Source organism: Parageobacillus sp. G301 (assembly GCF_030268025.1).
In the GTDB taxonomy this organism is placed as follows: domain Bacteria; phylum Bacillota; class Bacilli; order Bacillales; family Anoxybacillaceae; genus Parageobacillus_B; species Parageobacillus_B toebii.
In genome coordinates this window covers 1,551,983-1,578,531 of record NZ_BSDB01000001.1, presented here as the reverse complement: position 1 = coordinate 1,578,531, position 26,549 = coordinate 1,551,983, and the positions used below count along the sequence as shown (strand labels likewise).

The 26,549-nt window shown below is 42.2% G+C and carries 29 protein-coding genes; 22 read left to right on the top strand and 7 right to left on the bottom strand.

Annotation, left to right across the window (positions count from 1 at the left end; all coding sequences use genetic code 11):
• Positions 1 to 104: 104 nt before the first annotated feature.
• Positions 105 to 1,610 carry a coproporphyrinogen III oxidase gene (locus tag QSJ37_RS08010; RefSeq protein WP_285754624.1) on the top strand — a complete coding sequence of 502 codons (1,506 nt, stop codon included), beginning with the start codon at positions 105 to 107 and terminating at the stop codon, positions 1,608 to 1,610.
• Between the two features lie 85 nt (positions 1,611 to 1,695).
• Here QSJ37_RS08010 and QSJ37_RS08005 read toward each other — a convergent pair whose 3' ends face one another.
• Complete coding sequence (locus QSJ37_RS08005) at positions 1,696 to 1,920, bottom strand: hypothetical protein (protein ID WP_285754623.1); 225 nt, start codon at positions 1,918 to 1,920, stop codon at positions 1,696 to 1,698.
• Positions 1,921 to 1,981: 61 nt separating this feature from the next.
• Positions 1,982 to 2,167 carry a YhzD family protein gene (locus QSJ37_RS08000; protein WP_285754622.1) on the bottom strand — a complete coding sequence of 62 codons (186 nt, stop codon included), beginning with the start codon at positions 2,165 to 2,167 and terminating at the stop codon, positions 1,982 to 1,984.
• 142 nt (positions 2,168 to 2,309) lie between these two features.
• Here QSJ37_RS08000 and QSJ37_RS07995 point away from each other — a divergent pair, with 142 nt between their 5' ends.
• The 6 genes from QSJ37_RS07995 (at position 2,310) to QSJ37_RS07970 (ending at position 7,704) form a co-directional block, all read left to right on the top strand.
• The gene (locus QSJ37_RS07995) at positions 2,310 to 3,209 is read left to right on the top strand and encodes an ABC transporter ATP-binding protein (RefSeq protein WP_285754621.1); all 900 of its coding nucleotides are present in this window, start codon (positions 2,310 to 2,312) and stop codon (positions 3,207 to 3,209) included.
• Positions 3,202 to 4,440 carry an ABC transporter permease gene (locus QSJ37_RS07990; protein WP_285754620.1) on the top strand — a complete coding sequence of 413 codons (1,239 nt, stop codon included), beginning with the start codon at positions 3,202 to 3,204 and terminating at the stop codon, positions 4,438 to 4,440. The genes QSJ37_RS07995 and QSJ37_RS07990 overlap by 8 nt, the downstream gene beginning before the upstream one ends.
• An 89-nt stretch (positions 4,441 to 4,529) precedes the next feature.
• Positions 4,530 to 5,504: a 3'-5' exoribonuclease YhaM gene (yhaM, locus tag QSJ37_RS07985; RefSeq protein ID WP_285754619.1), complete on the top strand. Its 975-nt coding sequence runs from the start codon at positions 4,530 to 4,532 to the stop codon at positions 5,502 to 5,504.
• Between the two features lie 186 nt (positions 5,505 to 5,690).
• On the top strand, positions 5,691 to 5,876 hold the full coding sequence (locus QSJ37_RS07980) for a sporulation YhaL family protein (protein ID WP_285754618.1): 186 nt from the start codon (positions 5,691 to 5,693) through the stop codon (positions 5,874 to 5,876).
• A gap of 105 nt (positions 5,877 to 5,981) precedes the next feature.
• Entirely contained in the window at positions 5,982 to 7,064 is a 1,083-nt protein-coding gene (gene serC, locus QSJ37_RS07975) for a 3-phosphoserine/phosphohydroxythreonine transaminase (RefSeq protein ID WP_285754617.1), read from the top strand.
• Between the two features lie 115 nt (positions 7,065 to 7,179).
• Positions 7,180 to 7,704, top strand: a complete 525-nt coding sequence (locus QSJ37_RS07970) for a tryptophan transporter (RefSeq protein ID WP_285754616.1) — start codon at positions 7,180 to 7,182, stop codon at positions 7,702 to 7,704.
• Between the two features lie 50 nt (positions 7,705 to 7,754).
• Here QSJ37_RS07970 and yhzF read toward each other — a convergent pair whose 3' ends face one another.
• Positions 7,755 to 7,934 (bottom strand): membrane protein YhzF, encoded by a 180-nt coding sequence (gene yhzF / locus QSJ37_RS18050; protein ID WP_483313590.1) that lies wholly within the window; start codon positions 7,932 to 7,934, stop codon positions 7,755 to 7,757.
• 173 nt (positions 7,935 to 8,107) lie between these two features.
• Here yhzF and QSJ37_RS07965 point away from each other — a divergent pair, with 173 nt between their 5' ends.
• On the top strand, positions 8,108 to 8,713 hold the full coding sequence (locus QSJ37_RS07965; protein ID WP_285754615.1) for an HTH-type transcriptional regulator Hpr: 606 nt from the start codon (positions 8,108 to 8,110) through the stop codon (positions 8,711 to 8,713).
• Here QSJ37_RS07965 and QSJ37_RS07960 read toward each other — a convergent pair.
• Positions 8,706 to 9,047 carry a YhaI family protein gene (locus QSJ37_RS07960; RefSeq protein ID WP_012749336.1) on the bottom strand — a complete coding sequence of 114 codons (342 nt, stop codon included), beginning with the start codon at positions 9,045 to 9,047 and terminating at the stop codon, positions 8,706 to 8,708. The genes QSJ37_RS07965 and QSJ37_RS07960 overlap by 8 nt on opposite strands.
• A gap of 199 nt (positions 9,048 to 9,246) precedes the next feature.
• Between QSJ37_RS07960 and QSJ37_RS07955 the strand changes: the two genes are divergently transcribed.
• On the top strand, positions 9,247 to 9,426 hold the full coding sequence (locus QSJ37_RS07955; protein WP_090948649.1) for a hypothetical protein: 180 nt from the start codon (positions 9,247 to 9,249) through the stop codon (positions 9,424 to 9,426).
• A gap of 66 nt (positions 9,427 to 9,492) precedes the next feature.
• On the opposite strand, the gene QSJ37_RS07950 is transcribed toward QSJ37_RS07955, so the two are convergent.
• Positions 9,493 to 9,579: a YjcZ family sporulation protein gene (locus tag QSJ37_RS07950; protein ID WP_073967926.1), complete on the bottom strand. Its 87-nt coding sequence runs from the start codon at positions 9,577 to 9,579 to the stop codon at positions 9,493 to 9,495.
• A gap of 185 nt (positions 9,580 to 9,764) precedes the next feature.
• On the opposite strand from QSJ37_RS07950, the gene QSJ37_RS07945 reads away from it, so the two are divergent.
• Complete coding sequence (locus QSJ37_RS07945; protein WP_285754614.1) at positions 9,765 to 10,595, top strand: peptidylprolyl isomerase; 831 nt, start codon at positions 9,765 to 9,767, stop codon at positions 10,593 to 10,595.
• A gap of 44 nt (positions 10,596 to 10,639) precedes the next feature.
• Here the strand turns inward: QSJ37_RS07945 and QSJ37_RS07940 are convergent, their stop codons facing one another.
• Positions 10,640 to 11,062, bottom strand: coding sequence for an HIT family protein (locus tag QSJ37_RS07940; protein WP_012749339.1), 423 nt, complete (start codon positions 11,060 to 11,062; stop codon positions 10,640 to 10,642).
• A 521-nt stretch (positions 11,063 to 11,583) separates the two neighbouring features.
• On the opposite strand from QSJ37_RS07940, the gene QSJ37_RS07935 reads away from it, so the two are divergent.
• The 9 genes from QSJ37_RS07935 to QSJ37_RS07895 all read left to right on the top strand — a co-directional run bounded on the left by QSJ37_RS07935 (position 11,584) and on the right by QSJ37_RS07895 (position 22,498).
• On the top strand, positions 11,584 to 12,321 hold the full coding sequence (locus QSJ37_RS07935; protein ID WP_285754613.1) for an ABC transporter ATP-binding protein: 738 nt from the start codon (positions 11,584 to 11,586) through the stop codon (positions 12,319 to 12,321).
• Complete coding sequence (locus tag QSJ37_RS07930; RefSeq protein ID WP_285754612.1) at positions 12,318 to 13,532, top strand: ABC transporter permease; 1,215 nt, start codon at positions 12,318 to 12,320, stop codon at positions 13,530 to 13,532. The genes QSJ37_RS07935 and QSJ37_RS07930 overlap by 4 nt, the downstream gene beginning before the upstream one ends.
• Positions 13,529 to 14,035 carry an antibiotic biosynthesis monooxygenase family protein gene (locus QSJ37_RS07925; protein ID WP_285754611.1) on the top strand — a complete coding sequence of 169 codons (507 nt, stop codon included), beginning with the start codon at positions 13,529 to 13,531 and terminating at the stop codon, positions 14,033 to 14,035. Before QSJ37_RS07930 ends, QSJ37_RS07925 begins: the two co-directional genes overlap by 4 nt.
• A 153-nt stretch (positions 14,036 to 14,188) precedes the next feature.
• Complete coding sequence (locus tag QSJ37_RS07920) at positions 14,189 to 15,589, top strand: hypothetical protein (protein WP_285754610.1); 1,401 nt, start codon at positions 14,189 to 14,191, stop codon at positions 15,587 to 15,589.
• A gap of 339 nt (positions 15,590 to 15,928) precedes the next feature.
• Positions 15,929 to 16,966, top strand: a complete 1,038-nt coding sequence (gene hemE, locus QSJ37_RS07915) for a uroporphyrinogen decarboxylase (RefSeq protein ID WP_285754609.1) — start codon at positions 15,929 to 15,931, stop codon at positions 16,964 to 16,966.
• Between the two features lie 15 nt (positions 16,967 to 16,981).
• Positions 16,982 to 17,914: a ferrochelatase gene (gene hemH / locus QSJ37_RS07910; RefSeq protein ID WP_285754608.1), complete on the top strand. Its 933-nt coding sequence runs from the start codon at positions 16,982 to 16,984 to the stop codon at positions 17,912 to 17,914.
• Positions 17,915 to 17,932: 18 nt separating this feature from the next.
• Positions 17,933 to 19,357: a protoporphyrinogen oxidase gene (hemY, locus tag QSJ37_RS07905; protein WP_285754607.1), complete on the top strand. Its 1,425-nt coding sequence runs from the start codon at positions 17,933 to 17,935 to the stop codon at positions 19,355 to 19,357.
• A 94-nt stretch (positions 19,358 to 19,451) separates the two neighbouring features.
• Entirely contained in the window at positions 19,452 to 20,024 is a 573-nt protein-coding gene (locus QSJ37_RS07900; protein WP_062677436.1) for a TetR/AcrR family transcriptional regulator, read from the top strand.
• A gap of 71 nt (positions 20,025 to 20,095) precedes the next feature.
• Positions 20,096 to 22,498, top strand: a complete 2,403-nt coding sequence (locus QSJ37_RS07895; protein WP_285754606.1) for a YhgE/Pip domain-containing protein — start codon at positions 20,096 to 20,098, stop codon at positions 22,496 to 22,498.
• Positions 22,499 to 22,646: 148 nt separating this feature from the next.
• Here QSJ37_RS07895 and yhfH read toward each other — a convergent pair whose 3' ends face one another.
• A complete protein-coding gene (yhfH, locus tag QSJ37_RS07890) occupies positions 22,647 to 22,784 on the bottom strand; it encodes a protein YhfH (protein WP_285754605.1) in 138 nt (45 codons plus the stop codon).
• 149 nt (positions 22,785 to 22,933) lie between these two features.
• On the opposite strand from yhfH, the gene QSJ37_RS07885 reads away from it, so the two are divergent.
• The 3 genes from QSJ37_RS07885 (at position 22,934) to QSJ37_RS07875 (ending at position 26,528) form a co-directional block, all read left to right on the top strand.
• Positions 22,934 to 23,668: an MBL fold metallo-hydrolase gene (locus QSJ37_RS07885; protein WP_285754604.1), complete on the top strand. Its 735-nt coding sequence runs from the start codon at positions 22,934 to 22,936 to the stop codon at positions 23,666 to 23,668.
• Positions 23,669 to 23,860: 192 nt separating this feature from the next.
• Entirely contained in the window at positions 23,861 to 25,399 is a 1,539-nt protein-coding gene (locus tag QSJ37_RS07880) for a fatty acid--CoA ligase family protein (protein ID WP_285754603.1), read from the top strand.
• A gap of 136 nt (positions 25,400 to 25,535) precedes the next feature.
• Positions 25,536 to 26,528, top strand: coding sequence for an ABC transporter substrate-binding protein (locus tag QSJ37_RS07875; protein WP_483313583.1), 993 nt, complete (start codon positions 25,536 to 25,538; stop codon positions 26,526 to 26,528).
• Positions 26,529 to 26,549 lie beyond the last annotated feature (21 nt).

Below are 26,549 nucleotides of genomic sequence, written 5' to 3'. Positions count from 1 at the left end.
GGATCATATCATATTGGTCCCAGCTTTTTTCATTGGCGAATCTAGCTACTTGACGAGGGCGAATTGCCTTCTGTACACTTAAATAAGCTTGACTGGGAAAGGTGATGTCATTGCGCGTTCAAATTCAAGGATTACATGATGTCGAGCGGTTTCAACGTCCGTTGGAGGTAATCACAGGATTATTTTTTGAAGAATATGAGCTGGTATTTGAATCGGTTCACGACGCAGATATAGCAGTTGTGCTTTCGATAGACGGCGACAAGCGTGTTCATGTGCATGGAATATTGATGGAAAAATTAACGGGAAATAAATATGAAGCGGATCATGAAAAAGACGTATCCGGCTATCTTGAGGAGAAAGATCGTTTCAAACAAATAAAATATACGGTGTTTCATGTATATTTGACGTTATTGCAGCAATATACCGGTCTGATTCAACAATGGGGAGTGTTGACAGGAATACGTCCGGTAAAACTGTTGCATCAAAAGCTGCGTTCCGGTCTTTCAAAAGAGGAAGCGCACCGTCAGCTTCGCGAAGATTATTTAGTAACAGAAGAAAAAATTGAGCTGATGCAGGAAATCGTCGACCGCCAGCTTACAGTCGTGCCAGATTTATATGACCTCGCCCATGAAGTAAGCATTTATATCGGCATTCCGTTTTGCCCGACGAAATGCGCGTATTGTACATTCCCAGCGTATGCGATTGGCGGGCGCCAAGGTTCCGTCGACGCCTTTTTAGCTGGGTTGCATTACGAAATGCGGGAAGTCGGCCGTTTTTTAAAAGAGCGCGGCATCAACATTACGACGATTTATTACGGCGGCGGCACGCCAACAAGCATCACCGCCGAAGAAATGGACCGACTGTATGCGGAAATGTATCAGTCATTCCCAAATGTCGAGCGTGTCCGCGAAATCACGGTCGAGGCGGGGCGTCCGGACACGATCACACCAGAGAAACTGAATGTGCTTAAAAAGTGGAACATCGATCGCATCAGCATTAACCCACAGTCTTACATTCAAGAAACGCTAAAAGCAATCGGCCGTCACCATACGGTAGACGAAACGATTGAAAAGTTTCATCTCGCCCGCGAGATGGGCATGAACAACATTAACATGGATTTAATTATCGGGCTTCCGGGGGAAGGGATAAAAGAATTTTCCTATACATTGGCGCAAACGGAAAAACTCATGCCAGAGTCGTTAACGGTGCATACGCTTTCGTTTAAACGAGCGTCGGAAATGACAAAAAACAAAGCGAAATACAAAGTCGCCGACCGCGACGAAATCAGCGAAATGATGAAAGCGGCCCAAGAGTGGACGAAGCGGCACGGCTATGTCCCTTACTATCTGTACCGGCAAAAAAACATTCTCGGCAACCTCGAAAACGTCGGATACGCCTTGCCGGGGAAAGAAAGCATTTACAACATTATGATTATGGAAGAACAACAGTCGATTATCGGGCTTGGCTGCGGTGCGTCCAGCAAGTTTGTCGATCCGAAGACGCGGAAAATTACCCGCTTTGCCAATCCGAAAGAACCGAAGGCGTATAACGAAAATTTTGTCCATTACACGAACGAAAAACTGAAAATGCTGGAGGCGTTGTTTGGATAGAGGGAACAGCAGTGATGACAGGCTTCGGACAAATGTCTGGGGCCTGTTTTTTGTAGTTTTATAGACGTAAACGAAGATGGAGAGATCATTCGTTGAAGAAATTTAGGATAACAATAGCCATCGTCATAAGAACAAAACCAACAATCACATATCCAATCCATCTAATTCTTTTCGGCTGTGAATCCGGGCGAAAGCTCTTTTGATTCCATACGCCTCCTTCGATCCTTTGTAAGTCTTCGGTAGGTGCAAAGACTTTGTCCTCATCATGGTGAAGCTGTTCTGCCTGTTGCGTTTTATGCATATCTTTCATTGTTTTTCCCGTCCTTTCTGTTCAAAACCCGATTGCTTTCGGCAACCGGGTTTTATTCATGTCAGCGGTGGAATAAAATCAGCTTTCCGCTTGATGTTACGCAGCGGTGCGTTTTATCGTGGCAGTTATGTTCGCGCAATTTTTGTTCGCCGATTTTTTTCGCTTCCTCATCGTTCGCGGCTTCGAACGTTTCATCCAACAATTTCTCCCCGTTTTTCTCAAATGCCGTTAACGTATACGTTGGCATAGTAGTGTCCCCCTTTGCTGAATGGTGATTCATATTATTATTTTGCTATTTTTAAAAAAATTCCTTCTAAATGATGAAACTTTTCGCTATGATAAACGTGTATGATTTAGTGGAAATTTTATCTAAAATTGGGGGAGTGAGAATGTCGTTACAGTTAGCGCATGTGACAAAGCGGTTTGGCACAGTGACTGCGGTCAACGATGTCACGTTAACGATTCCGGAAGGAAACTTGTTCGGATTTCTTGGCGCGAACGGGGCGGGAAAGACGACAACGTTTCGCATGATTTTAGGCTTGCTGGAACCAACGGAAGGAACGATTACGTGGAATGGAGAAAAAATCGACTACTCGAAAAGCCATCTCATCGGTTATTTGCCGGAAGAGCGCGGTCTGTACCCGAAACTGAAAGTAAAGGAACAGCTTATTTATTTAGGCAGGCTGCGCGGCATGGATAAAGCAACGATTATAAAAGAAATGGAAGCGTGGCTTGAGCGGTTTAACGTGCCGGAGTACGCGGACAAGCGGGTTGAGGAACTGTCGAAAGGGAATCAGCAAAAAATTCAATTTATCGCCGCTGTGTTGCATAAGCCGAAGCTACTAATCTTAGACGAGCCGTTTAGCGGACTCGATCCGGTCAATGTCGAGTTGCTAAAAGAAGCAGTCATCGATTTAAAAAACAATGGAACGACGATTGTCTTTTCGAGCCACCGTATGGAGCATGTCGAAGAGTTGTGCGAGCATCTTTGCATTATGCACCGCGGTCGGCCGGTCGTATACGGGTCGTTGAAAGAAGTGAAGCGGTCTTTTGGTAAAAAGAACATTATTATTCATGCCGATATGCCGCTTGATGAGCTGGCGGAGTTCCCAGGGGTTGTCAAAATGAAGCGGACAGCGGAAGGCGTGCATTTGCAAATCGAAAACGAAGACGTGTCGCAAAAAATTCTTTCCCATATCGCCAACAAAGGATTTATTCGCAAGTTTGCGCTAGAAGAGCCTTCGTTAAACGATATTTTCATTGAAAAAGTAGGTGCGGCGTATGAATAAGTTTTGGATTGTACTTTGGCATACGTATACGACAAAGCTGAAAGCGAAATCGTTTATCATCACAACGATTATTACGAGTCTCTTTGTTTTTACGATGGCGAATATCCAGCATATTATTCAATTTTTTACGAAGGATGAAAAAACAATGGTGGCGGTCATCGATACAACAGGAGCGTTTTACGAACCGCTTGAGGCACAGCTGAAACAAGCAAAACACGACGATCTCAAGTTAAAGAAGGTGACCGGCTCGGAAGAAAAGGCAAAGGCGGATGTCCGCAATGGCAAATGGGATGCGCTCCTCGTAGTTTCCGCCGATGAGAAGCAGCTGCCGAAAGCAGCATATTACGCGAACACGATTGCCGACAGCGATACGCCAAGCAAGCTTGAGCAAGCGCTCCAGCAGTTAAAAACGGCAATTGCGACGGCAAAAATCGGCCTGAAGCAAGAACAAATCGCGCAATTGTATGAACCGGTGCCGTTTGAAAAAGTGGCATTGGAAAAAAACGCGAAAACGGAGGAAGAGTTGAATCAGGCGCGCGTTCTCGTTTACGTGCTGCTGTTTGCGATGTACATGTTTGTTCTCATGTACGGAGGCATGATTTCCACAGAGGTGGCGACGGAAAAGTCGTCGCGCGTCATGGAAATTTTGGTATCAAGCGTTCACCCGATCCAGCAGCTGTTCGGGAAAATCCTAGGGGTTGCGCTTCTTAGTTTAACACAGTTTGCGATTTTATTTGCGGTTGGCTTCACGGCGCTGAAAAGCAGCGGGCAAGAATTGTGGAAATTTCTCGGTTTTGATCATCTTCCTATCTCGACGTTTGTGTATGCGATTATTTTCTTCCTTTTAGGTTATTTCTTATATGCGACATTATTTGCCGTGCTTGGTTCACTCGTCAGCCGCGTGGAAGACGTGCAGCAAATGATTACGCCGGTGATGATTGTTGTCATTGCCGCGTTTATGATTGCGATGTTTGGCTTAAACGCTCCAGAATCGTCCTTTATTATGGTGACATCATTTATTCCGTTTTTCACGCCAATGATTATGTTTTTGCGTGTTGGGTTACTGCCCGTTCCAGTTTGGGAAGTGGCGCTCAGCCTTGTTTTATTAATCGCTACGATTGGCTTGCTTGCCTTTTTCGGCTCGAAAGTGTATCGCGGCGGGGTGCTCATGTACGGAAAAGCTGGTTCACTGAAAGATATGAAAAAAGCGGTGCAATTGACGAAAAAGTAAGGCCTTGCTTAAGGCAAGGTTTTCTTTTTGCGTTTTGCACACATGTGGTATACTTAACTATACGCAAATACGGAAACGGAGGGAAAAGGTTGGCGAAAGGAATTGTTCATTATGAGGTTGGCGAGCAAGTCGATGTGTATTTGCTCATTAAATCGGTGACAAAGGGAATCGCCAGTAACGGGAAACCGTTTTTAACATTGATTTTGCAAGACAAAACAGGAGATATTGAAGCGAAACTATGGGATGTGTCTCCGGAAGATGAAAGTGTCTACGTGCCAGAAAGCATTGTCAAAGTATTGGGCGACATTCATAATTACCGAGGCAAAATGCAGCTGAAAATCCGCTCGATTCGTCTCGCTCACGAAGGGGATGCTGTCCGTGTATCCGATTTTCTCGAGACGGCGCCAATGAAACGGGAAGACATGATGGAAAAAATTACAGAATACATATTTGCGATGCAAAATCCAAATATCCAGCGGATTACGCGCTATTTATTAAAAAAATACGAACAGAAATTTTTTGACTATCCGGCGGCAACGAAAAATCATCACGAATTTATTTCCGGATTGGCGTATCATGTTGTTTCGATGCTAGAATTGGCAAAAGCGCTTGCTAAGCTGTATCCATCTTTGAATAAAGATTTATTGTATGCTGGGGTGATTTTGCACGATCTTGGCAAAGTGATTGAATTGTCCGGTCCGGTATCCGCCTCGTATACGCTTGAAGGCAAGCTGCTTGGACATATTTCGATTATGGTAAGTGAAATTAGCAAAGCCGCCGAGCATCTTGGCATCAGCGGGGAAGAAGTGGTTGTGCTGCAACATATGGTGCTTTCCCATCACGGAAAAGCGGAATGGGGCAGTCCGAAGCCGCCAATGGTGAAAGAAGCAGAAATTCTTCATTACATTGACAATTTGGATGCGAAAATGAATATGATCGATCGAGCGCTTGAAAAAATAAAGCCGGGCGAGTTTACGGAACGAATTTATGCATTAGAGAATCGTTCATTTTATAAACCAATTTTTTCTTCTGTTTCAATGCAAGAAAGAGGGAGGACATCATAAAGCCTTCTCCCCAACGGCTAAGGCAGTGGGCTTCTTGCATCATTCATAAGCGCCTGAAAACAGCAAGCAAAGAATAAGCATTGCGCAATACGAAAGAGGTGGTATTTTCCGCCTCTTTCTTTATGCATAGATCATTGATTTTGTGCGTATAGTTTAGTAAGACAAGCCAGAAAAAGGGGGATGTTAATGCTTAGCATGCCATGGTGGATTTATTTAGTTGTTGCGGGAATTATTTTTAGCGGTTACATGGCAGTAAGAACAGCAGCGAAAGAGAGAGAAATCGATGAAGCATTTATTGAAAAAGAGGGAGAAATTTATATGGAGCGCATCCGCAAGGAGCGGGAGCGGCGCAAGCAGGCGAAGTCCTTGTAGCCAACAAGGACTTTATTTTTTGAAAAATTCTCTTTATTTTTTTGGAATTCGTGTTAGGATAATAGTAACTCTTATTCATTAAAGAAATAAAATGGGGGATGAAAAATGAAACGGGCGTATAATTTCAACGCGGGACCGTCAGCGTTGCCGCTTCCGGTATTAGAGCGGGCGCAAGCGGAATTGCTTAATTTTCAAAATACAGGGATGTCCGTGATGGAGCTGAGCCATCGCAGCAAAGAATACGATGCGGTGCACAACAGCGCCAAAGAGCGGCTGAAACGGCTGATGAACATTCCTGATACCCATGACGTCTTGTTTTTGCAAGGCGGAGCGAGCCTGCAGTTTTCGATGGTGCCGATGAATTTGCTTGGAAAAGACCATGTCGCTAATTACGTGTTAACAGGATCGTGGTCGGAAAAAGCGCTGAAAGAGGCAAAGAAGGTTGGGAAAACTCATATCGCCGCATCAAGCAAAGAAGCGAATTATACGTACATTCCGCATCCGGAAGACATTCAGCTTTCCGAAAACGCAGCGTATTTACATATTACCTCCAACAATACGATCTTCGGTACACAATGGCATGAATTCCCAGATTTGCCGGTTGATCTTATTGCCGATATGTCGAGCGATATTTTAAGCAGGGAAATCAATGTTGAGCAATTTGCATTAATTTATGCGGGGGCGCAAAAAAATCTTGGGCCGTCTGGCGTGACGGTGGTAATTATCCGCAATGACTTATTGGAGCGCATTCCGGATAACTTGCCGACGATGCTCGATTATCGCACGTACAGCTCAAGTAACTCATTATACAATACGCCGCCAACGTTTGCGATTTATATGCTTTCTCTCGTACTCGAATGGGTCGAGGAAGAAGGCGGTGTGAAAGCGATCGAAGCGCGCAATAAAGAAAAAGCGGCTGTCGTATACGAAGCGATTGATGCAAGCAACGGGTTTTATGCCCCACATGCGGAAAAGGAAAGCCGTTCGCTTATGAACGTGACATTTAGGCTGCCAAATGAAGAATTAACGAAGAAATTTTTGGCGGAGGCAAAAGAAAAAGGATTTGTTGGACTAGCCGGCCATCGTTCTGTTGGAGGCTGCCGCGCATCGATTTATAATGCAGTGCCGCTTGAAGCGTGTGAAGCGTTAGCGGAATTTATGAATGATTTCTATCGGAAATTTAACTGAAAATTTCCACTTCACTTTTACACTGCAAAGTGATATAATAATAGAAAGATTCTCGTAATAGGTGCAAATGCACTATTAGAGGAGCTTAGGAAAGAATAGACGAGGAGAGATGAGCATGAATACGAGAGTACTAGTTTCATTGGCATTGTTAGTCGGAATTGGTGCAGTATTGCACGCGGTCATTCCGGGAATTTTCTTTGGGATGAAGCCGGACATGATGCTGACAATGATGTTTTTGGCTATTTTGTTGTTTCCGAATGTTAAAGCAGTGGGGCTTGTTGGAATTGTGACAGGCATTATTTCCGCGATGACAACAGGATTCCCAGGGGGACAAGTTCCAAATATCATTGACAAAACGATTACCGCTTTTGTATTCTTCGCGTTTGTGTTGCTTTTGAAAAAGTATGGTCAAACGGTGATTTCTGCCGCAATATTAACAGCGGTTGGCACGATTATTTCTGGCACGATCTTTTTAACCGCTGCGCTTTTGTTGGTCGGATTGCCAGGCGGGGCAGCTTTTTCTGCTTTATTTCTGACCGTTGTATTGCCGGCGGCTGTGATTAATACGATTGTGATGGTGATTATCTATCCAATTGCCTTGTCCATTTTTAAGCGGATGAACATTACAGCGCATGCGTAACAATCGCAAAAAACCCGATCATCATCTTGGTCGGGTTTTTTGCTATCACGCTATACATATCCAAGAAGCCAAGCAGTGACAAAGCAAAAAAATGCTATTCCAATATAACCAAAAGCGCGCTGTTTTAATACTATTTTTGGCGGATACATTTTTGCTTTTGCTAATGAAAAAAGAGTATTTATGAAAAGACAGAAAAATATGAAACTAATCATAAAAAAAAACGATTGCATATATATCATCACTTTCTCCCCCTATGCTTACTATATGTTGGCTATCTTGCAGCTATGAGCGGCGGGGAATGGTCACAAAAATGAAAAAATTAAACATTTTTATCTTTATTAATTTTTATTTTACTGGCATAATAGAAAGTAAAAAACACGGTGAGGAAAGAGTGGGTGAAACGATGAAAACGACAGAGCAACATTATTCTATAAAAGAGGCGATGCTATTTAGCCAACGAATTGCTCAGTTAAGCAAGGCGCTTTGGAAATCGATCGAAAAAGACTGGCAGCAATGGATTAAACCATTTGACTTAAACATTAACGAACATCATATTTTATGGATTGCATATCATTTTAAAGGGGCGTCGATTTCAGAAATTGCAAAATTTGGCGTGATGCATGTATCCACGGCGTTTAATTTTTCGAAAAAATTAGAAGAGAGAGGCTTGCTTTCCTTTTCGAAAAAACAAGACGATAAACGCAATACGTACATTGAACTGACAGAAAAAGGTGAAGAAGTATTATTGAAATTAATGGAATCGTATGATCCAACGCAAAACGCGGTGTTTAACGGAGCGCTGCCGCTGCGCGAGCTATATGGAAAGTTTCCAGAAATTTTAGAAATGATGTGTATCATCCGCAATATTTATGGAGATGACTTTATGGAAATTTTTGAAAGAGCGTTTGAAAACATTAAAAATGATTTTGTGGAACAAGATGGAAAACTAGTGAAACGAAGCGCGAAATCGAAAGAAAAAGAAAAGGAGCTAACAAGTCAGTCTAACTAACGGTTTTCATTAACTTTTTCAGTTCCGTCATTAGGGGGACAAACATTTGCTGCTTAAGGAGAGCGTCAACTGTCTGTTCGAGCGGAAGGCTAGGATGGAGCATTCCCGCGAAATGAAGGAGAAGCGGGGTGAAGATCGTCAGCCCTTCCGCTTTTTGTTTTTCATATTCCTCGCTTAACTGTTCGCAAAGGGCAAGCACTTCATCTACTTCTTCTTTTGTTAAATTTGCTTTAATAACAAGATAATAAAACGGTTTTTTTGTTTCATCGACCATTTCCATTAACAACGATCGATGGAATTCCAATTTGGCGATTCGTTCCTCTAGTGTTCCCATATGCGCGCTCCTTTTGCCGAACATAATGGACAAGTTTTTACGTATATTTTACCTAATTTATGAAAAACAACCAATAAAAAAGTTTTTTCAGGGGAGAAGGATTTTTCTGTAAAAATCATATTGATTTATAAAAAGAAACATTGTAAAGTAAATAAGTAATTATGAATATTTTTTCCATGAATAGGAGGGGAAACAGGTTTTGACGGTGTACTTTATACCCCTTGCTGTCATTATTTTATTTCTTATTAATCAATTAACATCTCGCCTTTGCGTGCAAAGGGAAATACCAGAAGAAAAGCAACCAAGTGTTTTTCGAACAATCAACGTTCTTATTACGATTTTATTAATTTCTTCCTATTTTGAAGTTTTATTTACATAGAAAAAAGCTGACAGCTTGTGCTGCCAGCTTTTTTGTAGATGTGTTGTAGACAAGGGGAAGGGGTTATTAGAATAAACATGAGCATCCAACAATAATTAACAAAATAAACAACACAACAATTAACGCAAAGCCTCCTGCATAAGGTGCGCCCATTGTAACACCTCCTTTCAAAAAGGAGCAATTCAGCCTCAGATGCTTCATCATCATCATATGTAAGGCAAAAACACATGTATGGGCGTATGACTAAAAGGAAAAAGTTTTTTCTTTGTGAAAAATATGTTATAGTTATTGTTGTAATTTTTTTTTGTCAAAAAATTGGTGTGGGAGTTGTGGAACAAATGAGAAAATGGATGATCGTTGCAGCCGTCGCCGCTGTTTTTGGGCTTTCGGCCTGCAATAATGGCGATTCAGAAGCCATTGTAAAAACAAAGGATGGCAACATTACAAAAGAAGAATTTTATAATGAAATGAAGGCCCGTGTAGGCAAGGAAGTGATTCGTGACCTTGTTCATGAAAAAGTATTAAGCAAAAAATATAAAGTGACGAACAAGGAAATCGATAAAGAAATCGAGAACTTAAAAGAAATGTATGGAACGCAATACGATTTAGCCGTTCAGCAAAATGGAGAAAAAGCGATCCGGGATATGGTGAAACTGGATCTTTTGCGGCAAAAAGCGGCAATGGAGGATATAAAGGTAACCGATAAAGAGTTAAAAGACTATTATAAGAATTATAAACCGAAAATTAGAGCGAGCCACATTTTAGTAAAAGATGAAAAGACAGCAGAAGAAATTAAAACGAAGCTTGATAAAGGAGAAGACTTCGCAAAGCTTGCGAAACAATATTCACAAGATCCAGGGTCAGCACCGAATGGCGGCGATTTAGGCTGGTTTGGACCTGGAAAAATGGTGAAAGAATTTGAAGATGCGGCCTATAAGCTAAAAGTAGGACAAGTGAGCGATCCGGTGAAAACAGACTATGGCTACCATATCATCAAAGTAACGGATAAAGAGGAGAAAAAGCCGTTTAACGAAATGAAAGAGGAAATCGAATTCGAAGTAAAACGAAGCAAATTGGATCCAGCAAAAGTACAATCAAAAGTAGAAAAACTGATAAAAGATGCAAAAGTGGAGATTGAAGATAAAGATTTGCAAGATGTGTTAAAATAACGGTCAAAAACAAAAGGAAGCGGGTAAGAATCGCTTCCTTTTGTTTATTCCAATCCTTTTTGAATTGTTGCGGCAATGGTTTGTAAATCGTCAAACGTATAATCGCTTGCATGGGATTTCCATACAGCGCCAAATCCATCTCCTTTGCCGTAACGAGGGATTAAGTGAACATGATAATGAAAGACAGTTTGCCCTGCTTGTTCACCGTTATTGTTTAGTAAATTTAAGCCGGCTGGGGAAAATTGTTTTTTGATCGCGTTTGCGATTTTTGGAACAACGGTAAAGACGTGGCTTGCAACATCTGGAGTGAGCTCAAAAATGTTTTCTTTATGTACTTTTGGAATGACAAGCGTATGCCCTTTCGTTACTTGGCTGATGTCGAGAAACGCCAATACATGTTCATCTTCATACACTTTTGCCGCTGGGATGTCTCCGTTTACAATTTTGCAAAAAATGCATTCACTCACTAGAAAAAGCCACCTTTCCTATTTTTTTCTTCCATTTTACCATAAAAAGAGCAGGATGTAATCTTGTATTGATTACATCCTGCTTTAGTGAAAAGGGGAGAGGTTTTATTCAAACAAAATGGCGTTTGATGAACACCCCATTTGCAAAAAAAGTTGTTAAAGAGTGAGTTTTCCTTTGTTCAAGATGACCATCCCCTTTAAGCTCTTACATAGAGGTTCGTTGCTTCATAGCAATGGAACGATGGTCTTGTCTTTCACAAACACCTCATTTACTTAAGGAGTTTCGCGCTTCCTCACTGCATTACAATGGTGTTACTTCGACAAATGTGTCTTTCGTGAACACCTCATTTCCAAGTGGATAGTTCATCATTTGCGCTGTTCCTCATCCCCTCTTCGCTATTTATCATGCCCGAGAAAAGAGGATGTATGCAAAAAGGAGATAGATAATTTTTGGAAAGTATTTGTTGCTTTGATAAAATGAAAATGTAATCCGTAATTTATGAATAGAAAGGAAGCAGGCGATGGCGCTTTTGGAAGTTCAACATTTATACGGGGGATATACGAAGCAAAACGTGCTCGAAGATGTTTCGTTTACCGTCGATCGCGGGGAAATAGTTGGTTTAATCGGTCTAAACGGCGCGGGAAAAAGTACGACGATCAAGCATATTATTGGGCTGATGGAACCGAGGAAAGGGACGATTACGATTAACGGAAAAACGTTTTCGGAACAGCCGGATGTATATCGTTCGCAATTTACATATATACCAGAAACACCTATTTTGTACGAAGAACTGACATTGGAGGAACATTTGCAATTAACGGCGATGGCTTATGGATTGGAAAAACATGAATACGAACGGCGTCTTCCGCCGTTATTAAAGGAATTTCGTATGGAGAAAAGGTTAAAATGGTTTCCTGCTCATTTTTCCAAGGGAATGAAGCAGAAAGTCATGATTATGTGCGCCTTTTTAGTGGAGCCAGAGCTTTATATCATTGACGAGCCGTTTGTTGGTCTTGATCCGTTAGCGATTCATTCTTTGCTTGAACAAATGCAGCAAATGAAGAAAAAAGGGGCGGGCATTTTAATGTCGACACATATTTTGGCGACAGCAGAAAAATATTGCGATTCGTTTGTCATTTTGCATAACGGAAAAGTAAGGGCGAAAGGAACGCTCGAGGAGTTGCGCGAACAAATTTCTTCTCCAGCGGCAACGTTGGATGAACTATATATTGCGTTAACAAAGGAAGAAAGCGTATGATGGATGGAAAAAAACTATGGAATGACCGCCTTTATCAAGAAGTGCGAAAAATACGGCGTTATTTGCGCTATATGTTGAATGATCATCTATTGTTTATATTGCTGATTGGCATCAGTTTTGGGGCGGTCGCCTACCATCGTTGGGTACAAACGCTTCCGCCGCATTTTCCTTATCCAATCGTTGCCGCACTGATTTTTTCTTTCATATTGACGTTTGGTTCGTTGCGCACGTTATTTCAGGAAGCCGATATCGTGTTTTTATTGCCGGCTGAGGCAAAGCTTCGCCCATATATTCAACGGGCTTTTTTGCTGAGCTTTCTTTTGCAAGGATACGGGCTGCTTCTTGTATGGTTGGCGATAGCACCGCTTCACCGGAAGTTTTCCGACGTTTCTTTATGGCTGCTGTTTTTCGTGTTGCTTGTTTTGAAAGGATGGAATTTGTTTATAAGCTGGAAAGGAAATTATTTTATTGAACCATTTACCCATCGTCTTAGCATGGCCGCCCGCTTTGGGATCAATGCTCTTTTTGTTTACTTTTTGCTTGTTCATGCTTCGGTTTTGTTTTTGCTTGCTCTATGTGTCATCATTGCAGGCCTAACGGTTTATTTGGTGCAAGCAACAAAGCAAAAAGGATGGAAATGGGAGCGGATCATTGAGCAAGAAGCAAAAGCGGTACGTACATTTTATCGTATCGCCAATTTATTTATCGACGTTCCACAATGGAAAGAGGAGGCGAAACGCCGGCGCTGGCTTGATTTTCTACTTTCCATGATTCCGTATCATAAAGAAAATACATTTCTTTATTTGTATGCAAGAACACTGATCCGTGCGGGCGGATACTTAGGTCTTTATATCCGTTTAATCGCAATCGGATTGTTATTGCTTTATATTGTTCCATCCGAATACGGAAAAATCGCCGTGTCGTTGTTTTTTCTTTACATCACCGGTTTTCAGCTATTTGCGATAATTGACCATCACCGGGCAAACTTGTTGATCCGATTATATCCGCTTCCAAACGATGTGCGGAAGCAGGCAGTATGCCGTCTCCTCTTTTTCTTATTAATGGTGCAAAATATTGTTTTCAGTTTGTTTTTATTCCTGCTTTATGCCGGCTGGATATGGGGTGCGTCATGGACGGCAGGAGCTGTTTTTAGTTATTGGCTACTGTTTCATTATCTTTCCAAACGTCGCAAGCGGGAGGGAAAACTATGAAAAAAATGTACATCACGACAGGAACCGCTGATTATTTGCAAAAAGTGAGAGACATGCATGCGAACGAAACAATGTTGTTGTTGGAAAGAGAAGAAGATGCTGTTTTGGTTCATGAAACAGATGGCAAAACGGTGTTTAAAGAGCCGCGCCGTTATGAGGTGATCGATGCAGTTGGCGAGTTGGGCGGAGCGTTTGTTGTATGCAACAATATTCCGGTGACCGATGAAGGGCGGCCGCTATTTGAGCATCGCTTTGTGCAGCGGGCAAGACTGATTGAAAATGAACCTGGATTTGTTGCGATTCGCGTACTGCGTCCGCTTTCTAGTGACACGTATATCATTATGACATTATGGGAAGGAAAAGAGCATTTTGAAAATTGGCAGCGTTCAAAAGCATTCACCAAAGCGCATGAGCAGCGGAAAGAAGAACAAAAACCATCTCAACAAAAAATATTTCTGCGTCCATCTTATGTAACAACCTATTCGGTTGTTCAAGAAAAATAAAGCGTTTTTCACCTCCGCTTTTTCGAATGAATAAGCGGGGGTTTTGTATATAAGTGTTTCACACCTTTATTCTCCTTTCATATGCTGTAGTACATCCATGTTGGGTAAATGTCCTATTTACCAATGGAAAGCATATAGGAAAGGAGAATATAAATGGGTGTGGAATTAACGGTGCTGCACTGGATTTACTTAGCGTTTATCGTGTTTATTATCGGATTTATGATCGCGCGAAAAGATACATCACTTATTTGCATTATCGGGATCTTTTTGTTAGCCGCTACAGCGACCCATTCGTTAAGCGCGGCGATTAGCGGGGTGTTTAATAGCTTTATTTACGCCATTACAGAGCTTTTGCCAACCATTTTAGTGATTTCCATTATTGTGGCAATGAGCAAAGTGCTGACAACAACAGGAATTAATGATGTGATGATTTCGCCATTTACTCGGTTTATTCGCACTCCGGGATGGGCGTATTGGACGATTGGGATTTTGATGATGATCATTTCTTGGTTTTTCTGGCCATCTCCCGCAGTTGCGTTAATAGGTGCAGTGTTACTCCCTGTGGCCATTCGTGTTGGGTTGCCGGCGTTAGGAGCGGCGATGGCGATGAATTTATTTGGTCACGGTATTGCTCTATCAGGAGATTTTATTATTCAAGGAGCGCCAAAACTGACAGCAGATGCCGCTGGTCTTCCTGTCTCCGAAGTCATTTCTGCCAGCGTGCCGCTTGTGTTTGTGATGGGAGTTGTTACTACGGTTGCTGCCTTTCTATTGCTTCGTCGTGATATGAAAAGGGGCCATTTTGCTAATGAAGCGAATGAAGTAACGGCGACAGCGGATGAGGCGATCGAAAAGGCGAAACAATTGTTGTCTAATCAAGCGAAAAATATGTTGGCGATCATCATTCCGATTTTGTTTGTTCTAGATGTCATCGCAATGTTTTATTTGCGCCTGCAAGGTGGAGATGCGACTGCGTTAATCGGTGGAACAGCGATTTTTATTTTAATTCTTATTTCCATTTTTGCCCATAAACAAGAAAGTTTTAGTGAAATTACGAATTATTTAATCGAAGGATTTCAATTTGGCTTTAAAGTATTTGGACCGGTCATTCCGATCGCGGCGTTTTTTTACCTCGGTGACGCAGGGTTTATCAAAATTATCGGAGAACACTTGCCTAAACTATCGCAAGGAATTGTGAACGATCTAGGAATTACGCTCGCTCATGTCGTACCGCTCAGCGATGGAGTTGGAGCGGTCACGTTAGCGATTGTAGGAGCAATCACAGGATTGGATGGTTCAGGATTTTCTGGTATTTCGTTAACGGGGTCGGTTGCTCATTTATTCGCGACAGCGATTGGCGGCGGTGCCGCGACATTAACTGCGCTTGGACAAATTGCGGCAATTTGGGTTGGAGGCGGCACGCTTGTTCCGTGGGCGCTTATTCCAGCGGCAGCTATTTGCGGTGTAGACCCGTTTGAGCTGGCGCGCCGAAACTTGGTTCCGGTGGCGATTGGACTTGTTGTGACAACCATTGTAGCGATATTTTTGATTTAACATTGACGAAAAAGCTGTCTCGTAGGAGTGAGCGAGGCAGCTTTTTTGATATAATAATGAAGGAACACAAATGATTTTTTGATATAACCATGAAAAGTATAAAAAAACAGAATGACTGGCTATTTATTTCTGAAATCAGACGAACGAAACGGTATTGCGCAGAAAGTCAGTAATAAATGAAAATAAATCGTCAATTTTTTGACAGTTTCCCCCCATTGCTATACATTGTAATAAGAACCTTGTATAGTTATGATTGTAACTTTGTACCCATTGCTTTGATGAAAAATTTTTTATCTTTTATAGATCTATCGATGTTGAATGAAAGAAAGGCGGATGAGGATGTCAAAACCAAATAATGATACATTTTTACGCGCTTGCCGCGGCGAAAAGACGGATTATGTTCCGGTTTGGTATATGAGACAAGCGGGGAGATCCCAGCCGGAGTATCGAGCGCTTAAGGAGAAATATTCATTATTTGAAATTACCCATCACCCAGAGCTTTGTGCTTATGTAACAAGATTGCCGGTCGAACAATATGATGTGGATGCGGCCATTTTATATAAAGATATTATGTCCCCGCTTCCAGCGATTGGTGTTGATGTAGAAATTAAAGCAGGAGTTGGGCCGGTGATTGCCAATCCAATCCGCTCTCTTGCGGATGTAGAAAAACTTGGAGAAATTCATCCGGAAGAAGATGTGCCATATGTATTGGAAACTATCAAACTGCTGACGACTGAACAATTAAATGTTCCGCTCATCGGATTTGCGGGTGCGCCGTTTACGCTTGCAAGCTATATGATTGAAGGCGGTCCATCGAAAAACTACAATAAAACGAAAGCATTTATGTATGCAGAGCCAAAAGCGTGGTTTGCGCTGATGGACAAGCTTGCCGATATGACGATTCGCTATGTGAAGGCGCAAATTCGTGCTGGCGCGAGCGCGATTCAAATTTTTGATTCATGGGTTGGCGCGGTGAATGTTGACGATTACCGCACATTTATTAAACCGACAATGGCTCGTATTTTTGCGGCGCTTCGCGAAGAAAACGTTCCGCTTATTATGTTTGGGGTTGGTGCGAGCCATTTAGCGAAAGAATGGAACGATTTGCCGCTTGATGTAATCGGACTCGACTGGCGGCTTTCGATTCGCAAAGCGCGGGAAATAGGAATTACAAAGGCGCTTCAGGGAAATTTAGATCCAGCAGTTCTTCTGGCTCCTTGGGAAGTAATTGAAAAACGCGTGAAACAAATTTTAGATGAAGGCATGGAACAACCAGGATATATATTCAACTTAGGACACGGCATTTTTCCAGAGATTCAGCCAGAGACATTAAAGCGGTTAACAGCGTTTATCCATGACTATACATCAAGGAAATAGGAGATGTTAGCGGAGATGGCAAAAAAGAAAATGGGATTATTAGTGATGGCGTACGGAACTCCATATAAAGAAGAAGATATTGAACGATATTATACGCACATTCGTCATGGCAGAAAACCTTCCGAGGAATTACTAGAAGATTTAAAACAACGCTACAAAGCGATTGGCGGAATTTCTCCGTTGGCAAAAATTACTCTTGAACAAGCAAAACAATTGGAAAAGCGGCTTAACGACATTCAAGATGACATCGAGTTTCAAATGTACTTAGGATTAAAACATATTGAGCCGTTCGTGGAAGATGCCGTTCGCCAAATGCATGAAGATGGCATAAAAGAAGCTGTGAGCATTGTGCTTGCACCGCATTTTTCAACGTTTAGCATTCAATCCTATAATGAACGGGCAAAAGAGGAAGCAAAAAAATTAGGAGGACCGGTCATTTATACGATTGACAGCTGGCATGATGAACCGAAATTTATCGATTATTGGGTGGAAAAAGTAAAAGAAGTTTACGCGTCCATGACCGAAGAAGAACGCGAAAAAGCAGTGCTCATTGTGTCAGCGCATAGCCTGCCGGAAAAAATTATTGCAGCGGGGGATCCGTATCCGCAGCAGCTTGCCGAAACGGCCAAGCAAATCGCGGAAAAAGCAGGTGTAAAACATTATGCGGTAGGTTGGCAAAGTGCCGGCAACACACCAGAGCCTTGGTTAGGGCCAGACGTACAAGATTTAACGAGACAGTTGCATCAGGAAAAAGGATATACATCGTTTGTCTATGTTCCAGTCGGTTTTGTCGCTGATCATTTGGAAGTGTTGTACGATAACGATATTGAATGTAAACAAGTAACGGAAGAAATCGGGGCAAACTACTATCGGCCGGAAATGCCGAATGCGAATCCAAAATTCATCGATGCACTGGCAACAGTTGTATTAAAACGGATCAAACTTTGATAAAGAAGGCGATGAACAGTGAGTGGCGAAAAACGTACGGTTGTGATCATCGGAGGCGGAATAACAGGAATTGCCGCTGCCTATTATTTGCAAAAAGCAATTAAAGAACAACAGCTTCCTATTGAATGTAAACTTGTAGAAGCGACCCATCGTTTAGGCGGCAAAGTGCAAACAGTGATACGTGACGGCTTTGTGATTGAGCGCGGTCCTGATTCGTTTTTAGCGCGGAAAACAAGCGCTTTTCGTCTTGTGCAGGAAGTAGGGCTAGAAGACGAGATTGTTCATAACGCGACAGGAAAATCGTACATCTTAGTGAACGGCAAGCTATATCCGATACCAGGCGGAGCCGTCATGGGGATTCCGACACAAATCGGTCCGTTTATCACGACAGGACTGTTTTCTCCGCTGGGAAAACTGCGTGCTGCCCTTGATTTTATTTTGCCTCCGACAAAAGCAGAAGGCGATTTATCATTAGGACAATTTTTCCGCCGCCGCTTTGGCGATGAGGTGGTAGATAACTTAATTGAGCCGCTGTTATCTGGCATTTATGCAGGCGATATTGATCAAATGAGTTTAATGTCGACATTTCCGCAGTTCTTTCAATTGGAGCAGCGATACGGCAGCCTGGTGCGAGGTGCAAAACGGACGACGCCGAAAGCAGCAAAACAACGGAAAGGCGCGTTTCAAACATTAAAAACGGGGTTGCAGTCGTTAGTCGATGAAGTGGAAAAACGATTGGAACAAGGCAGTGTCATGAAAGGGGTGCGGGTAGAAAACGTTAGACGCGAAGGAACGGAATATCGTTTGCGTTTAAGCAATGGAGAAGAGTGGAAAGCAGATAGCATTATCGTTGCGATACCGCACTCATCTGTACCAGCAATGTTTGCTGATTATCCGTTTTTCGCGCCGTTTCAATCAATTCCATCGACGTCGGTAGCAACCGTGGCATTGGCCTTTCCGGAAAGCGCTATTGAACAAGATATTGATGGAACGGGCTTTGTCGTTTCCCGCCGCAATGATTATACGATTACGGCCTGTACATGGACGCATAAGAAATGGCCGCATACCGCACCAAGTGGAAAAGCGCTGTTGCGCTGCTATGTCGGCCGTCCCGGCGATGAAGAAATTGTCGAACAGTCAGATGACGAAATTGTCCGCGTCGTGATGGACGATTTAAACAAAATTATGCGTATTACGGGACGTCCGGAATTTTTCGTTATTTCACGATGGAAACAGGCGATGCCGCAATATACGGTCGGCCATAAAGAGCGGCTTGCGAATATAAAAGCACATATGGACTCTGAGCTTCCAGGTGTGTTTTTAGCGGGAAGCTCATATGAAGGATTAGGGCTGCCGGATTGCATCGATCAAGGGGAAGAAGCGGTAAAAAAAGTACTCGATTATTTGCAAGTGAGCCATCGAAAGTTTGCGGAGGTTAACTAAAAAGAGTTAACCTCTTTCTTTTTTGTGAAAAATATGTTACGATTTTAGACGTAATGACCAAATTGTTCATTTAGTCATTCGAAGGATGAGGGAAATGTCTATTGATCGAAAACAACAAATCATTGAAGCAGCTACTAAATCGTTTTCGTTATTTGGTTACAAGGCAACAACGATGGAGCAAATAGCGAAGCTCGCCAATGTCGGAAAAGGCACGATTTATACGTTTTTTAAAAACAAAGAAGACTTATTGGACGCAATTATCTCTTCACTTATTTTAGAAATAAAAAAGTCAGCGGAGCAAGCGATGGATCCCAATCGTCCCTTTTCGGAAAACGTGCATCGCGCCCTGTATCGCATTTTAGAGTTTCGCCAGCAGCATCAATTAACGGCGAAGCTTCTTCAAGAGGTGCGCAATGTCGGAACGGCGGCAGTCCAAGAAGTGATGAAAAAATTGGATTGGGCCATTATCGATTACATTCGTGAGAAAATCGAAATCGCTATAAAAAAAGGAGAAATTCGCGACTGCGATGCTGAAATTACAGCGTTTTTAATGTTAAAAGTATATATCGCATTAATTGTCGATTGGGAGCAAGATCATGATCCGCTGCCGAAAGAAAAAATCGCTGAACTATTTGAGCTTTATTTTTTGAAAGGATTGTCGAAATAGATAGTCCTTCTCTTTTTCACTTAAAAATGACCAAATGGACAAATTGGTCAATTGTATAGAGGAGGGAGAAAATGCGAGGACTTTCATTATTATGGAAAGAGACACAGGAGATTTTTCATAATCGAAAGGCATTGATATCGATTATTGCTGTTATATGCATTCCGATATTATATAGTGGAATGTTTTTATGGGCGTTTTGGGATCCATACGCTCATCTGGACGAATTGCCTGTTGCCGTGGTGAACAACGACAAAGGAGCGGCGATGAACGGTGAAAAATTAGAAATTGGCGATAAGTTAGTAGAAAAGCTGAAAGAAAACAAGAAATTTGATTGGCATTTTGTTTCTGAAAAAGAAGCGGAAAAAGGATTGCAACATCAAAAGTATTATATGGCCATTGAAATTCCGGAAGATTTCTCGGAAAATGCTACGACTTTACAGGATGAACATCCAAAACCGATGAAACTCATCTATAAACCAAACGAAGGATTTAACTTCCTATCGGCACAAATTGGCGATAGTGCCGTAGAGAAGATTAAAGAAGAAGTTTCCAATACGGTGACGGAAACGTACGCGGAAACGATGTTTGACAATATCCGCAAGATGGCGAAAGGGTTTGATCAAGCTAGCGAAGGTGCAAAACAGCTGCATGAAGGTATTCAAAAAGCAAATGATGGCGGTGTCTCGCTGCAAAGCGGTCTGCATTCCGCGAAAGAAGGAAGCGGAAAATTAGCGAAAGGAGCGCATGCAGCAAAAAATGGCGCTAATGAGATTTATAAAAACTTAAAACTGCTTGCTGAAAAATCGCTTACGTTTGAAAATGGATTGCAATCGGCTAGCGAAGGCGCTAATCAGCTAAACGCCGGGCTCTATCAGTTGCAAAATGGTTTTGCAAAAATGCAAGACGGTCATTCGCAACTATTAGTTGGCGCGAAACAAGTGGAGAATGGTGCGAAACAACTGTCCGGCGGTCTTCATCAATCGCTTGATGGAATGAAACAAATGAAAGAAAACATTCCGTCATTGACACAAGGATCGCAAAATTTACAAAATGGAGCACAAAAGCTTTCCGCATCGATGGAACAGTGGAAGCAAGGTGCAGAGAAGACAAATAAAGGCGCTGTCCAAGTAAGCCAAGGATTAGAAAAAGCGGTAGCCCAATTGGATGCGTTAGCAGCGCAAGCAACAGATCCAAAAGAAAAAATGCAATTACAAACCCTGAAAGAACAATTGCTTCCTCTATCGGAAGGAAGCAAACAAGTCGCTCAAGGAATAGAACAGTTATCGAATAGTGCCGGTCAATTAAAAACAGGTGCGGATCAGCTTGCTGCAGGAGCTTCCCGGCTCCATAATGGCCAGCTAGCATTAAGTGAAGGAGTCGGAAAGCTTGTAGCGGGTCAGCAACAATTAGCAAGCGGCGCTGATGCGCTTGCTGCCGGCCAGTCGAAAGTAGTGCAAGGATTAACAACGTTTGGGGAAAAATTAAAAGAAGGAAAAAATGGTGTCGATCAGTTAGTCGCGGGAAGTGATCGATTGTCTTCTGGCTTGCATCAGCTCGCCCAAGGATCAAACAAATTAAAAGATGGCGCACATCAGCTTGCGGATGGGTCCGGAAGGCTTGCCGATGGCATAAATGACCTTGAACATGGCGTTGCATCGCTTTCCAACGGCATGAATCAACTTGCTAACGGTTCTGATCAGCTTGTAAGTGGAATGAAAAAATTAGAGAATGGATCGAATGAGTTGGCAGATAAACTAGCTGATGGCGCGAAAAAAGCGAGTGGTGTCAAGGCAAATGATGATACTTATAAAATGTTTGCCGATCCAGTGAAAAAGAAAAATGAAAAAATGAATCATGTGCCAAACTATGGCACCGGTTTTACACCATACTTCTTATCGCTAGGATTGTTTGTCGGCGCCCTTGTTTTGTCCATTGTGTTTCCATTGCGTGAACCAGCGGAAGTGCCAAAATCAGGATTTAGCTGGTTTATTGGGAAATTTGGCATTTTAGTAGCCGTTGGGATTATTCAATCATTGCTGGCAGATGCCGTATTGCTTGGAGCATTAGGCATTCATGTCCAAAGTGTTCCTAGATTTATACTATTTACGATGATCACAAGCGTTACGTTTATTGCGTTAATTCAATTCCTAGTAACGACGCTGGCAGATCCGGGACGCTTTATTGCAATTGTTGTATTAATTTTGCAGCTTACAACAAGTGCTGGAACGTTCCCGCTCGAATTGATTCCAGACGTATTGCAGCACTTCAATGCCTGGTTGCCGATGACGTATTCGGTGCTTGGGTTTAAAGCGGTTATTTCTAGTGGAGATTTTGCGTTTATGTGGCATAACGCAGCTATTTTAGCCTTGTTTATTGTGATTTTCATGGTGGGAACGATTTTATACTTTATTGCGCAGCATAAACGTCAGTTTGATACAGCCGTACAACAAATGAACGAAGCTTCCAAAGCGTAATGCTTTGGAAGCTTTTTTCATCTACGTTCAACGTTTATGAATAAAGCGGCGCGGACACATATGGATTCAATGATGATCCATACAAAAAATTAAAGATGCCTCTAGAAGAGAAGCATCTTTACGTATATAGACAGAAACGTTTTTTATGTTATTGATGATAAGCGACGTCTAAGCAATCGGTGCATGTATTTCCGTAGCATTCATGCTGTTCTTCTATTTCTTTGCCGCATTGCACACATTTTTTTGGCGGTAGGTTTTTGAAAAATTCTAACACTTTTACTAACATTGCGATCGCCTCCGTTGTTTTGTTACTTGTATTGTATTATAACAGAACCTACTTTGTCAACAACTGTTTTAAAACAAATTTCACCAAAGATGCAAAATCCGCTAAATTTATGTATGATGATAACAAACGAGTACATAAGGAGGGGCACGATGAAGGTTACGGTTATTGGATATTGGGGAGGTTTTCCTGCGGCGAATGAAGCAACCTCCGGATATTTGTTTGAGCATGATGAATTTCGCTTGTTAGTGGATTGTGGAAGCGGTGTGCTTTCGAAATTGCAAAATTATGTATCTGTCGAAAAATTGGACGCGGTAGTCGTATCTCATTATCATCATGACCATGTCGCGGATATCGGTCCATTGCAATATGCGCGGCTGATCAAAAAGAATCTTGGAGTACAATTGCCAGTGCTCCCGATTTACGGGCATCCATTTGATCAAGGAGAATTTGCTCGTCTAGCGCATGAGGGGATTACCGAGGCGGTTGCTTATGATCCGGAACGATCGCTTCAAGTCGGACCGTTTGACATTACCTTTATGAAGACAGTGCATCCAGTTACTTGTTATGCGATGCGAATTACTACAGGAGATGCAACGGTCGTTTATACGGCTGATTCTAGTTATTTACCGGAGTTTGTGCCGTTTGCTGAAAATGCGGATTTGCTTATTTGTGAATGCAATTTTTACGCTGGGCAAAATGCCGCTCCCGCCGGCCATATGACGAGCGAAGAAGCAGCAATGATTGCTCGTGATGCAAATGTAACGGAACTATGGTTAACCCATTTGCCGCATTTTGGAGAGCATACGCAGCTTGTCAGCGAGGCAAATGCGGTGTTTTCAGGCAAAGTGCAGTTAGCGAAAACAGGGCTTGTGTGGGAAAAATAGAAAAAGTTTATCCTCCATTCAGCCAATCAAAATGTTTTCTGGAAAAACAAACGACAGTGACGGCTTATATCTTTAAGAGAGCAAGCTTTTTCTTGCTCTCTTTTTTCTCTTTTCTTATAATAAAAACTAGTTAGAATTTTTTTAATTATAAAATGAATGATAATTCATTCAGTTTATGGGGGAGGGAGTTTGATGAATTTATCATCGCGGCTGGCAGAGGTAGCAGAGCAATTGCCGAATAAGGAAGCGTATTGGTTTGAAGGTGAAAGTTGTACATATGGAGAGCTAGATGCGGCGATTTCCAAGTTTTCTAGCGGCCTGTATAACATGGGAATTCGACAAGGTGACCACATCGCCTTGTTAATCGGAAACTCACCGTATTTCATTATTGGATTATACGGGGCGTTGCGGTTAGGAACAACCGTTATTCCAATTAATCCGATTTATACACCCGATGAAATCAGCTATATTTTAATGAATGGAGATGCAAAGGCGGTTATTGCCTTGGACTTACTCGTTCCGTTGTTTATACAAATGCAAGGGCGTTTGCCGCTGCTAGAACATGTGATTATTTGCGAAACTCCGCAAGGAAAAGAAAAAGGAATTTCTTTGACGGAACAAATGAAATCGTTTACAGATGTACTTCGATCTGGTGATATGAACTTCCAAGGGCCGGAGTTAGCGGATGATGATACCGCAGTGATTTTGTATACATCGGGAACGACAGGAAAACCAAAAGGAGCAATGTTAACCCATAAGAACTTATACAGCAACGCTCAAGATATTGCCAATTATTTAAAAATCAATGAAAACGATCGCGTTATTGCGACATTGCCGATGTTTCATGTCTTTTGTCTAACCGTCGCGCTGAATGCACCGCTAATGAATGGCGGAACGGTGATTATCGTTCCAAAGTTTAGCCCAGCGAAGATTTTCAACATTGCTCGGAAACAAAAAGCAACGATTTTTGCAGGTGTGCCGACGATGTATAACTTCCTGTACCAATATGAAGGCGGAAGCGCGGACGATTTCCGTACGCTTCGTCTCTGCATCTCTGGCGGTTCTTCGATGCCGGTGACATTATTGAAAAACTTTGAGAAAAAATTCAAAGTGATCGTTTCGGAAGGATACGGATTGTCTGAAGCATCTCCCGTAACATGCTTTAACCCGCTCGATCGTCCGCGAAAACCTGGATCGATTGGAACAAGCATTATGAATGTCGAAAACAAAGTAGTGAACGAATTTGGCGAAGAAGTGCCAGTCGGAGAGGTCGGAGAACTAGTTGTCCGCGGTCCGAACGTCATGAAAGGTTACTACAAAATGCCGGAAGAAACAGCCCATGCGCTTCGTGACGGTTGGCTTTATACAGGAGATTTAGCAAGAATGGATGAAGAAGGATATTTCTACATTGTCGATCGGAAAAAAGATATGATTATCGTTGGCGGCTATAACGTATATCCGCGTGAAGTAGAAGAAGTTCTATACGGTCATCCAGATGTAGTGGAAGCGGCTGTAGTTGGCGCGCCTGATCCAGATTATGGAGAAACGGTGAAATGTTTTGTCGTTTCGAAAAATCCGCAATTAACGGAGAAAATGCTCATCGAATACTGCCGCAAGCATCTAGCAAAATATAAAGTTCCAAGTTCCATTGAGTTTTTAGATGAATTGCCGAAAAATACAACAGGAAAAATTTTGCGGCGTGCATTAAAAGAACTCTCATCAAAGTCTTAAAGAGTACCGAATTTTCGGTACTTTTATTTTTTTCTTAAAACATATAGTTGAAAATAGAATAATAAATTTATATAATTTAATGCATAAAAGCTAAAAAGTATAAAAGCGATAAAGCATTGTTTATTAGGGGGATGGGATGATGAAAAAAAGGATTCAACAAATCGCAATGTTATGTTCGGCAAGTTTTTTATTATTGAGCGGATGCGGTGCGAAAGAAACAAGCAAAAGTGAAGGAAACAAAGAGAAAACATATCGCATCGGGGTAACACAAATTGTGGAGCATCCATCATTGGACGAGGCGTTAAAAGGATTTAAGCAAGCGCTGAAAGATAAGGGGCTGTCCGTTTCCTATGATGTACAAATTGCCCAAGGAGATATGAACAATAACCAAACGATTGCCAATAATTTTGTTTCCGATCAAGTTGATTTAATTTTCGCTAACTCCACTCCAAGCGCTCAAGCAGCGCTGAATGCGACCAAAGATATTCCGATTGTGTTTACTTCTGTTACTGACCCGGTCGGAGCACAGCTTGTACAATCAATGGAAAAGCCGGGGGGAAATGTCACTGGAACGACCGATACGCATCCTGATGCGATTCCGAAAACAGTGCAGTTTATTGATAAATACGTAAAAGGAAATCGTGTCGGCATGATTTATAACTCTGGAGAGCAAAATTCAGTGGCGCAAGTCGAAACCGTCAAAAAGGCGATGAAAGGAACAGATTTAAAAATTGTTCCTGTTTCTGTATCGACAACGGCTGAGGTGAAACAAGCAGCGGAATCACTTGTCGGCAAAGCGGACTGCATTTACATCATTACGGATAATACGGTTGTTTCCGCGCTCGAGTCGGTGATCCAAGTAGCAAGCGACCATGATATTCCATTGTTTGTCGGTGAATTAGATTCGGTGAAACGCGGCGGTTTTGCCGCTTACGGGTTTGACTATTATGACATTGGATATGAAGCAGGAGAGATGGCTGTACAAATTCTTAAAGATGGCAAAAAACCATCTGATCTGCCTGTGCAATATCCGAAGAAGTTGAAGCTGCTTATTAACAAAAAAGCGGCAAAAGACATGGGCATCGAGCTTAACCCAGAATGGGATTCCATTGCAGAATATATTGAATAAATATAGTACATCCCTCCTTTA